This window comes from Caballeronia mineralivorans PML1(12) (assembly GCF_001028175.1).
Classification (GTDB): Bacteria; Pseudomonadota; Gammaproteobacteria; order Burkholderiales; family Burkholderiaceae; genus Caballeronia; species Caballeronia mineralivorans.
Genome location: NZ_AEJF01000028.1, coordinates 14,884 through 28,358 on the forward strand (window position 1 = coordinate 14,884; position 13,475 = coordinate 28,358).

The 13,475-nt window shown below is 59.9% G+C and carries 11 protein-coding genes; 8 read left to right on the plus strand and 3 right to left on the minus strand.

Features of this window, described 5'->3' with window-relative positions; genetic code table 11:
- Positions 1–94 precede the first annotated feature (94 nt).
- The 3 genes from cutA (at position 95) to EOS_RS04255 (ending at position 3,367) form a co-directional block, all read left to right on the plus strand.
- The gene (gene cutA / locus EOS_RS04245; RefSeq protein WP_200908608.1) at positions 95–421 is read left to right on the plus strand and encodes a divalent-cation tolerance protein CutA; all 327 of its coding nucleotides are present in this window, start codon (positions 95–97) and stop codon (positions 419–421) included.
- Complete coding sequence (gene dsbD / locus EOS_RS04250) at positions 414–2,264, plus strand: protein-disulfide reductase DsbD (protein WP_075645281.1); 1,851 nt, start codon at positions 414–416, stop codon at positions 2,262–2,264. The genes cutA and dsbD overlap by 8 nt, the downstream gene beginning before the upstream one ends.
- Before the next feature lie 242 nt (positions 2,265–2,506).
- The gene (locus tag EOS_RS04255; RefSeq protein ID WP_047845353.1) at positions 2,507–3,367 is read left to right on the plus strand and encodes an AraC family transcriptional regulator; all 861 of its coding nucleotides are present in this window, start codon (positions 2,507–2,509) and stop codon (positions 3,365–3,367) included.
- A 261-nt stretch (positions 3,368–3,628) separates the two neighbouring features.
- Here the strand turns inward: EOS_RS04255 and hemB are convergent, their stop codons facing one another.
- Positions 3,629–4,630: a porphobilinogen synthase gene (gene hemB / locus EOS_RS04260; RefSeq protein ID WP_047845354.1), complete on the minus strand. Its 1,002-nt coding sequence runs from the start codon at positions 4,628–4,630 to the stop codon at positions 3,629–3,631.
- 337 nt (positions 4,631–4,967) lie between these two features.
- Complete coding sequence (yihA, locus tag EOS_RS04265; RefSeq protein ID WP_047845355.1) at positions 4,968–5,633, minus strand: ribosome biogenesis GTP-binding protein YihA/YsxC; 666 nt, start codon at positions 5,631–5,633, stop codon at positions 4,968–4,970.
- Between the two features lie 310 nt (positions 5,634–5,943).
- Here yihA and EOS_RS04270 point away from each other — a divergent pair, with 310 nt between their 5' ends.
- The 5 genes from EOS_RS04270 (at position 5,944) to msrQ (ending at position 12,080) form a co-directional block, all read left to right on the plus strand.
- The gene (locus EOS_RS04270) at positions 5,944–6,621 is read left to right on the plus strand and encodes a c-type cytochrome (protein ID WP_047845356.1); all 678 of its coding nucleotides are present in this window, start codon (positions 5,944–5,946) and stop codon (positions 6,619–6,621) included.
- A 202-nt stretch (positions 6,622–6,823) separates the two neighbouring features.
- Positions 6,824–9,052: a cytochrome c biogenesis protein ResB gene (locus EOS_RS04275; RefSeq protein WP_047845357.1), complete on the plus strand. Its 2,229-nt coding sequence runs from the start codon at positions 6,824–6,826 to the stop codon at positions 9,050–9,052.
- Between the two features lie 4 nt (positions 9,053–9,056).
- Complete coding sequence (gene ccsB, locus EOS_RS04280) at positions 9,057–10,259, plus strand: c-type cytochrome biogenesis protein CcsB (RefSeq protein ID WP_047845358.1); 1,203 nt, start codon at positions 9,057–9,059, stop codon at positions 10,257–10,259.
- A gap of 156 nt (positions 10,260–10,415) precedes the next feature.
- Positions 10,416–11,405, plus strand: a complete 990-nt coding sequence (msrP, locus tag EOS_RS04285; RefSeq protein ID WP_047845359.1) for a protein-methionine-sulfoxide reductase catalytic subunit MsrP — start codon at positions 10,416–10,418, stop codon at positions 11,403–11,405.
- 9 nt (positions 11,406–11,414) lie between these two features.
- Positions 11,415–12,080 carry a protein-methionine-sulfoxide reductase heme-binding subunit MsrQ gene (gene msrQ / locus EOS_RS04290; RefSeq protein ID WP_047845360.1) on the plus strand — a complete coding sequence of 222 codons (666 nt, stop codon included), beginning with the start codon at positions 11,415–11,417 and terminating at the stop codon, positions 12,078–12,080.
- Between the two features lie 83 nt (positions 12,081–12,163).
- Here msrQ and lysA read toward each other — a convergent pair whose 3' ends face one another.
- A complete protein-coding gene (gene lysA, locus EOS_RS04295) occupies positions 12,164–13,426 on the minus strand; it encodes a diaminopimelate decarboxylase (RefSeq protein WP_047845361.1) in 1,263 nt (420 codons plus the stop codon).
- Positions 13,427–13,475 lie beyond the last annotated feature (49 nt).

Genomic DNA, 13,475 nt, shown 5'->3' on the forward strand with positions numbered 1-13,475 from the left:
GTCGCGGCTCATAGGCCAATCGGCTGAATGTGAGTTGTCGACATCCAGTGCTAGGATTGCATGCATATCCACCGCATCGGAGCTTTCCGTGAACATGCCCGTTGTCCTAGTTCTTACGACGCTACCTGATCGCGAGGCGGCGTCAACGCTCGCAAAGCAAGCTATCGATGCACAGCTTGCCGCCTGCGTGACGGAGCTGGGCAGGGTCAAGTCGCTGTATCGGTGGAAAGGTAAGGTAGAGGCTGCCGAGGAGCTTCAACTCCTGTTCAAGACGAGCCTCGCACGCAGTGACGAACTCACGCGCTTTATCGAGACGAATCATCCTTATGAAACACCTGAAATTGTCTCGTGGCAGGCCGATGCGTCGGCCGCTTATGGACAATGGATCACCGCGGAAACTCAACGTCCTCTTAATGTTTAAGCCCCTAGCTTTCTCTGCGCGCCGGCCGCTCGACGCAGTTCTCATGCTGGTGTCGTGCCTCGTATTGTTGCTTGGCTCGTTCTCGCCGAGCCGCGCCGCTGACGATTTTCTCGATCCGGCGGTTGCGTTCAAATTCAATGCCACTGAAAAACCGGGCGAGATCGACGTGCGATATAAGGTCGCAGATGGCTATTACATGTATCGCGAGCGTTTTGCGTTTGCGGTGAAAAACGGCACCGCAACGCTGGGTGAACCGCAATTGCCAGCAGGCAAGGTTCACTTCGATCAGACGTTTAACAAGGACGTGGAAACGTATCGCGGCGAACTCGTTATCCGGATTCCTGTGAAGCAGGCTTCCGGCCCCTTCGATATCGCCGTCACGTCCCAAGGCTGCGCCGATCAGGGCATCTGTTATCCGCCGATGGAGCGTACTTATCGTGTGAGTGGTGCAGCCTTGCAAGCGGCCAGCGCGAACGGTCAGACACAATCAGCTAACACCATTGACGTCCCTTGGTACGACCGTGCGACCAACGCCGATTACGCGCAATCGTTGCTCGAAAGCGGCGGCTTTTTTGCGATAGTCGGCTTGTACTTCGTTGCGGGCGTCGTGTTGAGCTTGCTACCTTGCTCTTACCCGATGATTCCGATTCTTTCGGCGATCATCATCGGCGAGGGTGCGCGTGTTACGCGCTCGCGTGGGTTTGGGTTATCGGCGGCGTATGTGTTTGGCATGGCGCTCGTCTACACGGCGCTGGGCGTGCTCGCCGCGATGATCGGGCAGAGCCTCGGTGCGTGGCTGCAGAACCCCTGGGTCCTCGGCGCGTTCGGCGTGTTGCTGGCACTATTCGCGCTCACGCTGATTGCGGGTTTCGATATCGCATTGCCGGCGCGTTGGCAGAACAGCGTTAATCAGGCGTCGCAGAAACGATCGGGCGGGAAGGTCGCAGCCGTTGTCGTAATGGGCGCGTTGTCGGCACTTGTGGTTGGTGCATGCATGACGGCGCCGCTCTTCGCCGTGCTCGCGTTTATCGCGCATACGGGCAACGCGCTGCTCGGCGGCGCGGCGCTGTTTTCGATGGGCGTCGGGCTCGGCGTACCGCTGCTGATCATTGGACTCGGCGCTGGGACGTTGCTGCCTCGCGCGGGGAACTGGATGGACGGCGTGAAGGTGTTCTTCGGCGTCGTGTTGCTTGCGGCGGCTTTGTGGATCGTCTGGCCAGCGCTGAGCGCAGTAGCGCAGATGGCGTTGGCGGCGTTATGGCTGCTTATTGCTGCGGCGGCGTTGGGGCTTTTCACTTCAGGTGCGCCGGTGGTATCGATATGGCGCCGGTTGGGCCGAGGATTCGGCGCCGCACTCGCCATCTGGGGCGCTGCGTTGCTTGTCGGACTCGCTGCGGGTTCCACCGATCCGCTTCGGCCGCTCGCCGTGTTCGCAGCGCGGACGGGGTCCGGCGCTGAAGCCAGCGCGCAGCAGTCCGCGCCCGGAGAAGTCTTCGCGCCGGTCAGATCGTCAGCGGAACTGGACTTGGCGCTCAAAGCGGCCGGCCGTCCGGCCATGCTCGATTTCTACGCCGACTGGTGTGTATCGTGCAAGGAGATGGAACATCTCACGTTCAGCGATCCACGCGTGCGGGCGCGGTTGGCGCAACTTAACCTGCTGCGCGCGGACGTCACGGCAAACAACACCGACGATCAGGTGTTGCTCAAGCGCTTCAAACTGTTCGGGCCGCCGGGCATCATCCTCTTCGACGCGCAGGGAAACGAAGTGGTGCGAGTCGTGGGGTATGAGTCGGCGGATACCTTCTTGAAGAGCTTGGACAAACTATCCGCGCCCACGACCTGATTCTGATGTGAGAAAAGTGACGCACGTTCGGAGCACGCGAAGGTGCGTCGTTTCTCTCGGATAAGCGATGTAAAGGGCGGCACGATAAGTGACAGGCCGCGAAGATGTGCTTCAGCGGCGGGCAATGCTGTCGGCCAGAAACCGATCCGACCGACTTAGGAATCTCAAGTCCGCAGGATTTGGTAAATCGGGGCGTGGTATTTTTGCCTGTACTCAACGCTCGCTCTCTCATCGACACGCTCATGAACGATCTGCCCCATCGAGCCCGTTACGAAGCGCGACTAAACCGCGTGCTCGATCATATTTACGATCACCTCGACCAGCCTCTGGATATCGATTGGCTGGCCGGGATCGCGTGTTTGTCGCCGTATCACTGGCACAGGATCTATCAGGCGATGTACGGCGAGACAGTCGCGACGACCGTGCGCAGATTGCGGCTGCATCGCGCGGCTGGCTATCTGGCTAATGGGGCAATGCCGATCGCGGAGGTTGCAGAACGCTCGGGGTATAGCAGTTTGCAGTCGTTTTCACGCACGTTCAGGGCGGCGTTCGGGATGCCGCCAGCGCAGTATCGCAAGCAAGGCACTCATAGCCGGTTTCGGCCGGCGCTATCAGGAGACGATCAAATGGTGATGCGCGAAGTGGTGATTCGTGAGGTCCCGGCGATGAACGTTGTATCCGTCGATCATGTCGGGTCATATATGCAGATTGGCAAGGCGTTCGACTCGCTGATCGGTTGGCTGGCCGGCAGGAATTTGCTGTCTGCCGAGATGCGGATGATCGGCATCTTCTATGACGATCCGGGGATCGTGGCTGAAGCAGAGTTGAGGTCCAAGGCTGGGGTGGTGTTGCCGCGCGACGTCGATATCGACGTCGCCGCGCCGGTCGCGCTGACGCCGCTGCGTGGCGGTCAGTATGCGGTGCTGCGGCATCAGGGACCCTACAGCGATATGCACTCGGCTTACCAGTGGCTATATGGGACGTGGCTCGTGCAGTCGGGCCGGGAAGCCGCCGATGCGCCGGCATTCGAGGAGTACCTGAACAACCCCAAGGAGACGGCACCTGCTGACTTGCTCACGGAGATCTGTCTGCCGCTGGTGTGAGGGTTCGCTGTGTGGGCCACTTGATTTCGCGATCAATCGCCTCCGCGCCGGACAGATCCGCTTGGCTCGAGCGTCACCGCTCAAGCTCACCGCATTTCCGCGAGCGTGGGTCGTGTACTGCCGTGCCGAGGAAGCCGGATAGCGATCCCGAAGCAGGACGGTCCACACGGCCGTCCTCTAACAGAAAGCCCCAAGATCTGACGTATTCCAACGGCGACGCTTTCAACGCAAAAGCGTCGCCTTTTCAAGGCGCAAAAACCTTTACTTCGAAGCAGCCCGCAAAAGCCGTGCGGCATCCAGCGCAAAGTACGTGAGCACGCCATCTGCGCCCGCGCGCTTAAATGCCAGCAGCGACTCCATCACCGCCTTGTCGTGATCGAGCCAGCCGTTTTGCGTGGCGGCTTTGATCATCGCGTACTCGCCGCTGACCTGATACACGTACGTTGGAAAGCGAAACTCTTCTTTCACCCGATACACAATATCCAGATACGGCATGCCCGGCTTGACCATGACCATGTCCGCGCCTTCCTCGATATCCATCCGCACTTCGCGCAAGGCTTCATCGGAATTCGACGGATCCATCTGGTACGTCATCTTGTTGCTCTTGCCGAGGTTCGCAGCGGAGCCAACAGCATCGCGGAACGGGCCGTAGAACGCCGACGCATACTTCGCGGCGTACGCCATGATCCGCGTGTGGATGTGTCCGTCGCTCTCGAGCATTTCTCGAATCGCGCCGATGCGCCCGTCCATCATGTCCGACGGCGCAACAATATCCACGCCCGCTTCGGCTTGCGCACGTGCCTGTTCTACTAGAATTTCGCTGGTTTCGTCGTTGATGACGTAGCCATGTTCGTCGAGGACGCCGTCCTGTCCGTGACTGGTGTACGGGTCGAGCGCCACGTCAGTGAGTACGCCCAGCTCGGGAAAGTTTTTCTTCAATGCGCGCACGGCACGCGGAATCAGGCCTTCGGGATTCGTCGCTTCACGGCCGTCAGGCGTTTTCAGCGAGGGTTCAATGGCCGGGAACAGCGAGATGACGGGCACGCCCAGCTCGACGCACTGCTCGGCGACTTTCATCAGCAAATCGACGGATGTGCGCTCGACGCCGGGCATTGACGGGACGGCCTGACGCACATTCGATCCCTCGACGATAAACACCGGATAGATCAGATCGTTTGTGGTCAACAGGTTTTCGCGCATAAGGCGACGCGAAAAGTCGTCACGGCGCATGCGGCGCGGGCGATGATGTGGGTAGAAGCTCATGACTTTGCGTGGGGGTGATGGATAACGCGAGGATAACCCGATCAGGGAATCGGGGAGCGGGTGCTGGATCAGCGGCCACGAACGCTGCCCGAAACGTCGCACAACCGCCGCAGGCACAGGGCGCGGGCGCGTTCAGAACCTTTTCGAGACAATGGTATATCATACCGAGCGAGCTAGGCGCTTAGCGCCGACCTCCCCGCTTCTCCTCCCTGAGCGGGTGCCTGTGATGATCGTAAAGGATTCGATCAGGCTGTTTGACCCGCCGTCATGCGGCGGGTTTTTTTATGTCTGGCGACATAAATCGGGTCCGCAACCCGTCCAGGCTGCACTTCCGTATTCACTGCGCTTCGTCTTCCGGAGCGGTTTCCTCGGTAGCCTTGGGAATCAGCCAGCTCTCGATTTTCTCGTGCGCTTCGTCGAGCCCGACGCGCTTCAGCGCTGAAAAAAGTTGAAGCGTCAATTCGCCGCGATATCCCGCTGCCGTGTACTCATCGAATGCTTTCTTGGTCGCGCGCAACGTATTCGTGCTTTCCTGCCGCGTCAATTTGTCGCATTTGGTCAGTAAGGCGTGAATCGGCTTTCCGGTGGGCGCAAACCAGTCGAGCATGATCTTGTCGAGTTCGGTCAGCGGGCGGCGCGAGTCCATCATCAGGATCATGCCGACCAGCTGCGCGCGGCTTTGCAGGTACGTGGACAGCAATTGCTGCCAGTGCAGCTTGGCATTGCCCGACACTTCCGCGTACCCGTAACCCGGCAAGTCGACCACATGCGCCTTGGGCTGGTCCGCCGGGCCTATGGCGAAGTAGTTGATGTGCTGCGTGCGCCCCGGCGTCTTGCTGGCGAATGCCAGCCGCTTCTGATTGCATAGCAGGTTGATGGCCGTCGACTTGCCCGCGTTCGAGCGTCCTGCGAATGCGATCTCCGGTTGTGGCGTCGGAGGCAGATCGCGCAGGTGATTGACCGTCGTAAAGAAACGGGCTTGATGGAGCAGAAATGACGACATGGGAAGACCGAAAGTGAAATTCTGTGGAAACTCGAGCTGTAAGGAGCCACTGAATACTGGGCTTGCCCCGACTGGCGTCTTTGCGTTTAGCGAGTTATTGTACAATACGACGGTTGTACGAAGACCAGCCAGGGCACGCAAGACCCAAGCGGGATAAGGAGTGAGACAGGTTTGAAGACAGATTTCGGGGCGCGCAACGGGTGACTTTTTAATCCGTATCGAGTCCTCTGTCGGGTGTCTTGCAGTGCATCGGTAACCGTCGTTTTGCAGAACCTCACAATTCTCACAAGACGAAAAACAGGGTACGCGAATGAACCGACTGTACAAGACTCTGATGGTCCTGGAATTAGCAGCAGCATTCGGAGCGGGGTTGGTAGGCTGGACAGTCACATCGCAAGCGGCAGAGACGGGCGCCCCCGGAGCCTCCGCCAAGCCTGACGTGACACGGGGCCAGGCAATTGCCACCCAGGTTTGCGCATCGTGTCACGGAGCGGACGGCAACAGTGCCGGCGGCGCGTTTCCGAAGCTCGCAGGCCAGCATGCCGAGTACATCGTCAAGCAGTTGAAGGATTACAAGACGCAGCCGGGCGCGAAAGAGCCGGCGCGCAAGAATCCGATCATGGCGGGCATTGCGGGCGCGTTGAACGATCAGGACATGGTCAACGTGGCGGCCTATTTTGAGACGCAGAAGGCCAAGCCGGGCTACGCGCGCGACAAGAACACCGTGGCGCTCGGGCAGAAGATTTATCGTGGCGGTATAGCCGATAGAGGCGTTCCGGCGTGTGCCGCGTGTCACGGGGCAACGGGCATGGGCGTGCCGGTGCAGTATCCGCGGTTGTCGGGCCAGTGGTCCGACTACACGGCGGCGCAACTCACCGCGTTCGCGCAGGGCACGCGCAACAACAGTGAGCCGATGCACACCATCGCCCTGCGCCTGAACGAAGCGGAAGTGAAAGCGGTCGCGGACTACATCGCCGGCCTGCATTAAAGGGCAGCGGTCTGCACTGAGCGCAGGTCTGCATTAAGATGCGCGCATCGTCGTCGTCCGGACGTCACATGCGTTCGTCATAGTGCGAGCACATTACGAAGCCGGTCCGACGAGGCCGGCACGCAAATAAGAAAAAAGGGTGGGACGCCGGTCATCGACCGCTTGCGTCTCCACCCTTTTTTGCTGTTCAGCCGGAGTTTGAATGAGCGTCACCACGTCGGGATTGCAGTCGAAGTCGAACCGTAGCAGCGTGCGTCAGGCCATCGAAACAATTAGTTCGATGCGCTTTGCTATCTCGCTGCTCGTCATTCTCGCGATAGCAAGCATCATCGGCACGGTTCTTACGCAGGAAGATCCGTACCCGAACTACGTCAACCAGTTTGGTCCGTTCTGGGCCGACATCTTCCGCGGCCTGAGCCTCTACAACGTGTACAGCGCGTGGTGGTTCATGCTGATCCTGATCTTCCTCGTGATCTCGGTGTCGCTGTGCGTGATCCGCAACGGCCCGAAGATGATCGCGGACATGAAGAGCTGGAAGGATCGGGTGCGTGAAGGCAGCCTGCGCGCGTTCCACCACAAGGGCGAGTTTCCGCTGGTGCCGTCAACACGCACCGATACCGCCGCCAAGCTGCAACGGCTCGCGGGCAAGATGGGCTACAAGTTCGTGACGCGCGAGACCGACAGCGGCGCGACGCTGATCGCGGCGAAGCGCGGCGCGCTGACGAAGCTCGGTTATATCTCGGCGCATCTGGCTATTGTGATCATCTGCATTGGCGGTTTGCTCGACAGCAACCTGCCTATCAAGCTGCAGATGTGGCTCTTCAACAAGACGCCGATCGCGTCGAACGAAGTCATCAACGACATTGCGCCGAATCACCGGCTGCCGACGTCGAACCTGACGTTCCGTGGATACGCGTGGGTGCCGGAAGGGCAGCACGTTGCAACAGCCATTCTGAACCAGCAGGACGGCTCGCTGATCCAGGACCTGCCGTTCTCCATTCAGCTCGATAAATTCATCGTCGATTATTACTCGACTGGCATGCCAAAGCTGTTCGCGAGCGATATTGTCGTGATCGATCACGCGACCGGCAAGCGCATCCCGGCGCGCGTGGAAGTGAACAAACCGTTCACCTACGACGGTATTTCGATCTATCAATCGAGCTTCCAGGACGGCGGGTCGAAACTCTCAATGACCGCCTGGCCCATGTCCGGCGGCAGCGCGAAAACCACGCCGTTCGACGGCGCGATCGGCGGTACGGCGCCGGTGAGTCCGCAGATCATCGGCGGCAAGGGTGAAAGTGTGGAATTCACCGATTTCCGCGCCATCAACGTGGAAAACGTCACCGATGGCAACGGTTCAATCGACGCCCGCGGTGTCGGTCAAACGCAGACGCTGAAGCAGGCTTTCGATGAGCGGCTCGGTTCCGGCGCGAAGACGTCGAAACCGACGGATTTGCGTAATGTGGGGCCATCGGTGCAATACAAGGTGCGTGGCACGGACGGCCAGGCGCGCGAGTTCAACAACTACATGCTGCCCGTCGATGTTCAAGGCCAGCAGATGTTCCTCGCTGGCATGCGTCTCAGCCCGAACGATCCGTTCCGCTACCTGCGCATTCCCGCCGACGAACAAAGCTCCGTCAAACAGTGGATGAACCTGCGCGCTGCGCTAGAAACGCCTGCGTTGCGCGACGAAGCGGCGCGTCGTTTCGCGCAACGCTCGGTGCCGGAAGCCAACGCGGAATTGCAGAAACATCTGGAAGAAAGTGCGTCACGCGTGCTGAACCTGTTCGCCGGCGCTGACGAAACCGGCGTGGCGGCTGTGCCGGGACAGCCGGGCGCCGTGCTGGGCGGTTTCCAGGCGATCGCGGGTTTTATCGATAAATCCGTGCCCAAGGGCGAACAGGAAAAGGCGGCAGGCTTATTGCTAAGAATGCTGGAAGGCGCGACGTGGGACCTGTGGCAGATTTCCCGCGCCCAAAACGGCCTGCCGGAAGCGCAACCGGACGCGAAAAATACGCAGTTCGTGCAATCGTCGATCAATGCGCTTTCGGACAGCTTTCTGTACGGATCGCCGGTCTTTCTGCAACTCGATTCGTTCAAGCAGATCCAGGCTTCGGTGTTCCAGTTGACACGCGCACCGGGTAAAAAAGTGGTGTATCTTGGCAGCCTTCTGCTGGTGCTCGGCATTTTCTCGATGTTCTACGTGCGTGAACGTCGTCTCTGGTTCTGGCTCAAAGACACAACAACGGGCGGCACGAGTGTGCTGATGGCCATGTCCACCGCGCGCCGTACGCTCGATTTCGAGAAGGAATTCGCGCAAACGCGCGACGCGATCGGCGCCATGCTCGGTGTCAAGCCACAGCCGGTATCGCCATCACCGGAAACGCCCGCGGACGCGAAGTCCACCGGCCCGCAGGATTCAACTCGGTAAGATCATGGACCTCACACAAGCCTCCTCGCATTCGACTTCGGCGCAACAGCGCGCGGGCAAAGTACCCGTCGATTCCGCCCTGTTCGACGAACGTCCGTTTCTCAAGCGTCTCGGTGTGACCGACTGGCTGTTCGCGCTAGCAATGGTCGCCGGCGCAGGCTTCGCGCTGTACCGGTATCACCCGTTCATGAACTACTACGACAAGCTGGTGCTTTGCTGCGCCGTGCCCACGTTCGTGGTGCTCGGATGGCGCTGGAAGCCGGTGCGGCTGCTGATTGCGTGCATCGCGTTGTTGTCGCTGTCGTCGTTGCAGCTTTATCACTCGGATCTTGCGCGCGCCGATACCAATTTCTTCCTCAAATACTTCCTGTCCAGCCAGTCGGCCATTTTGTGGATGAGCGCGCTGCTCGTGCTGGCCACGGTGTTCTACTGGATCGGCTTGATTTCGCGTTCGCCCACGGGCGGGGCGATTGGCTCGAAGATGACCTGGGCAGCAGTGTTGATGGGCTTCACCGGTCTGATGGTGCGCTGGTACGAGTCTTACCTGATCGGCTCGGACGTGGGCCATATCCCCATTTCGAACTTGTATGAAGTATTCGTGCTCTTCTGCCTCATCACGTCGCTGTTTTATCTGTACTACGAGCAGCACTACAGCACGCGTGCAATGGGCGCGTTCGTGCTGCTGGTGATCAGCGCCGCCGTCGGCTTCCTGATGTGGTATTCCATCTCCCGCGATGCCCAGCAAATCCAGCCGCTCGTGCCCGCGCTGCAAAGCTGGTGGATGAAGATCCACGTGCCGGCGAACTTCATCGGTTATGGCAGCTTTGCGCTGGCGGCCATGGTCGGCGTCACGTATCTGGTCAAGGAGCGCGGTATTCTGGCGGATCGCCTGCCGTCGCTCGAAGTGCTCGACGACGTGATGTACAAGTCGATCGCCGTCGGTTTTGCGTTCTTCACCATCGCGACCATTCTCGGCGCACTGTGGGCCGCCGAAGCGTGGGGCGGTTACTGGAGCTGGGACCCGAAGGAAACGTGGGCGCTGATCGTCTGGCTGAATTACGCCGCGTGGCTGCACATGCGTCTGATGAAAGGTCTGCGTGGCTCGGTCGCCGCGTGGTGGGCGCTGACGGGTTTGCTGGTCACCACGTTCGCTTTCCTCGGCGTCAACATGTTCCTCTCCGGCCTGCATAGCTACGGCAAACTGTAAGATCCGACGCTCACGCCGTCTCGAAAAACCGCCACGCAAGGCTTGCTGGCGGTTTTTTTATTGCCCGGGCGGAATAGGTGAAACCGATTCAGTGTTTGCCACGAATATAGCTATAGCGACGACGCGGACCGCAACACGAATTCCAGGAGCATTGAGATGGTTATCAAACATAAGCGCCAGCTTTTCGGCGACGACATCGCCCGCAGTGAAATCACGCCGCGAGCGTTCTTCGAGAACCGCCGACGCGTATTGCGGGCGGCTGGCGCGCTGGCCGCGACAGGTCTTGTCGGCGTGAACGGCGAAGCGCTCGCAACGATGACATCGCCCGATGCAAAGGGTCAGAAGCTCGCCGCGACCACGAACACGAAGTTCGTCGCCATGGACAAGCTCACCTCGTTCAAGGACATCACGAGCTACAACAACTTCTACGAGTTCGGCACCGACAAGGCCGATCCGGCGCAAAACGCGCACACGCTGCGGCCACGGCCGTGGAAGATATCGGTGGAAGGCGAGATCAAGAACGCGAAGGTGTATGACATCGACGAAATCGTGAAACTCGCGCCGCTCGAGGAGCGTATTTACCGGTTGCGGTGCGTGGAAGGGTGGTCGATGGTGATTCCATGGATCGGCATTCCGCTCTCCGAGATCATCAAGCGCGCGCAGCCGACGGGCAACGCGAAGTACGTGCAGTTCATCACGCTGGCCGATCCGTCGCAGATGCCGGGGCTGTCTGACCCCATTCTCGACTGGCCCTATTCCGAAGGTTTGCGCATGGACGAGGCGATGAATCCGCTGGCGCTGCTGACTGTCGGTTTGTACGGCGAGGTGCTGCCGAATCAGAACGGGGCGCCGGTGCGTATCGTGGTGCCCTGGAAATACGGCTTCAAGAGTGCGAAATCGCTGGTGAAGATCCGTTTTGTCGAGCAACAGCCGAAAACGAGCTGGAGCGAATATGCGCCGAAAGAGTATGGTTTTTACTCGAACGTGAATCCGAACGTCGATCATCCACGCTGGAGTCAGGCGACGGAACGGCGTATTGGCGAGGACGGGTTTTTCACGCCGAAGCGCAAGACACTGATGTTCAACGGCTACGGCGATCAGGTCGCGTCGTTGTATCGGGGCATGGATCTGAAGGCCAACTTCTAGGGAGACGGAATGGCTTCGGCTTCCGATGTAAAACCAAGGCCGGCGACGCGCAGCGCGACGAGCAGCACAAACTGGATCGTGCCGGCGAAAGTAGCAGTGTTTCTGGGCGGGTTGTATCCGCTCGCGCGCATCGTGCTGCTCGGCGTCACGGGCGGACTGGGCGCGAATCCGATCGAGTTCATCACCCGCTCGACCGGTCTCTGGACGCTCGTGTTCCTGTGCATCACGCTTGCTGTCACGCCGATTCGTCGGCTGACCGGCCTGAACGCGCTCCTGCGCTTTCGGCGCATGCTCGGGCTATTTGCGTTCTTCTATGTCGCGCTGCACTTCACGACGTACATCTGGTTCGACAAATGGTTCGATGTCTTGGCGATTCTCAAGGACATCGTCAAGCGGCCGTTTATCCTGGTCGGCTTCTCGGCCTTCGTGCTGCTGATTCCTTTGGCCGTGACGTCGCCGAAAGCGATGGTGAGAAAACTCGGGCGGCGCTGGCAAACGCTGCATAGCCTGATTTATCCGATCGTCGTGCTCGCGATCCTGCACTTCTGGTGGATGAAAGCGGGCAAGCACGATCTCATCTTGCCAAAGATCTATGGCTCGATCGTGGTGGTGTTGCTGGCGTGGCGGGTGATTGTCTGGCTGCGGTCGAGGATTGCGCAAGGGCGCGCGGTTTAGCCGGCCGGGTCACGCGAATAAAAAAGGGCGACACTTGAATGGCGTCGCCCTTTTTTGTTTGCCGCTTGGACTCGTGCTAGCAATCAGTCCGGGAAAATCGATTCCCCGGCGAACAACTGCTTCACTTCTTCGCGTTCGCGCACCAGCCGCGCACGTTCACGATCGACCATCACTTCGGCGGCACGCGGGCGTGTGTTGTAGTTCGAGCTCATCACGAAACCGTAGGCGCCCGCCGAGAAGATCGCGATCAGATCACCTTGTTCTATGGCGAGCGTCCGATCCTTGCCAAGCCAGTCACCGCTTTCGCAAACGGGGCCGACCACGTCGTAGACCTGCGCTTTCGTCGCACGCTTTTCCACGGCTTCCATGCGGTGAAACGCCTGATACATCGCAGGGCGCGCGAGGTCGTTCATCGCGGCATCGACGATGGCGAAATTCTTCTCCGCACCGGGCTTCAGATATTCCACGCGCGTGAGCAACACGCCCGCATTGCCGACCAGCGAGCGGCCCGGCTCGAAATACACTTCGCGATGACCGTGCCCGCGTTCTTCGATATGCGCGAGCACCGCGCGCACGAATTCCCCGATAGCCGGCGGCGTTTCGTCGTCGTACCTGATGCCGAGTCCACCGCCGACATCGACGTGATGGATGTTCGTGCCGTCCGCTTCGATCTGCTCGACGAGGTCGAGCAGTTTGTCGACGGCATCGAGATACGGGCTCACTTCTGTAATCTGCGAACCGATATGGCAGTCGATCCCGATCACGTCGAGATTCGACATGGCCGCTGCTTGCGCGTAAGTCGCGCGAGCGTCGCTGAAGGCCACGCCAAACTTGTTCGACTTGAGGCCCGTGGAAATGTACGGATGCGTCTTGGCATCGACGTCGGGGTTCACGCGCAGCGACACCGGCGCTTGTTTGCCCGCGGCCTTGGCCACTTCGTTCAGCGCGTGCAACTCGGGAATGGATTCGACGTTGAAGCACTTCACGCCGGCATCGAGTGCCTCGCGCATTTCCGCCGCCGACTTGCCCACGCCCGAGAACACTGTGTTTTCCGCCTTGCCGCCCGCGGCCAGCACGCGCGCCAGTTCCCCCGACGAGACAATATCGAAGCCCGCGCCCAGTCGTGCGAACACGTTCAGCACCGCGAGATTGCTGTTGGCTTTCACGGCCACGTGGATGGTGGCGCGACGGCCGTTGCAAGCATCGGCGTAAGCTTTATACGCGTCGGTCAGCGCGCTGCGCGAGTAAACGTACAGGGGCGTGCCGAACTGTTCGGCCAGCGATACGGCCGAGACGCCTTCGACTTGCAACACGCCTTCGGCGCGGGAGAATGCGGATTGAGTCATGAGTTTTCTGGTTCGGCTGACGCGCTCGCTGGGAGCGCGTGCGGTGTGG

Coding starts and splice junctions, on each gene's coding strand:
- cutA (WP_200908608.1), top strand. CDS start 95: ATGCCCGTTGTCCTAGTTCTTACGACGCTACCTGATCGCGAGGCGGCG.
- dsbD (WP_075645281.1), top strand. CDS start 414: ATGTTTAAGCCCCTAGCTTTCTCTGCGCGCCGGCCGCTCGACGCAGTT.
- EOS_RS04255 (WP_047845353.1), top strand. CDS start 2,507: ATGAACGATCTGCCCCATCGAGCCCGTTACGAAGCGCGACTAAACCGC.
- hemB (WP_047845354.1), bottom strand. CDS start 4,630: ATGAGCTTCTACCCACATCATCGCCCGCGCCGCATGCGCCGTGACGAC.
- yihA (WP_047845355.1), bottom strand. CDS start 5,633: ATGTCGTCATTTCTGCTCCATCAAGCCCGTTTCTTTACGACGGTCAAT.
- EOS_RS04270 (WP_047845356.1), top strand. CDS start 5,944: ATGAACCGACTGTACAAGACTCTGATGGTCCTGGAATTAGCAGCAGCA.
- EOS_RS04275 (WP_047845357.1), top strand. CDS start 6,824: ATGAGCGTCACCACGTCGGGATTGCAGTCGAAGTCGAACCGTAGCAGC.
- ccsB (WP_047845358.1), top strand. CDS start 9,057: ATGGACCTCACACAAGCCTCCTCGCATTCGACTTCGGCGCAACAGCGC.
- msrP (WP_047845359.1), top strand. CDS start 10,416: ATGGTTATCAAACATAAGCGCCAGCTTTTCGGCGACGACATCGCCCGC.
- msrQ (WP_047845360.1), top strand. CDS start 11,415: ATGGCTTCGGCTTCCGATGTAAAACCAAGGCCGGCGACGCGCAGCGCG.
- lysA (WP_047845361.1), bottom strand. CDS start 13,426: ATGACTCAATCCGCATTCTCCCGCGCCGAAGGCGTGTTGCAAGTCGAA.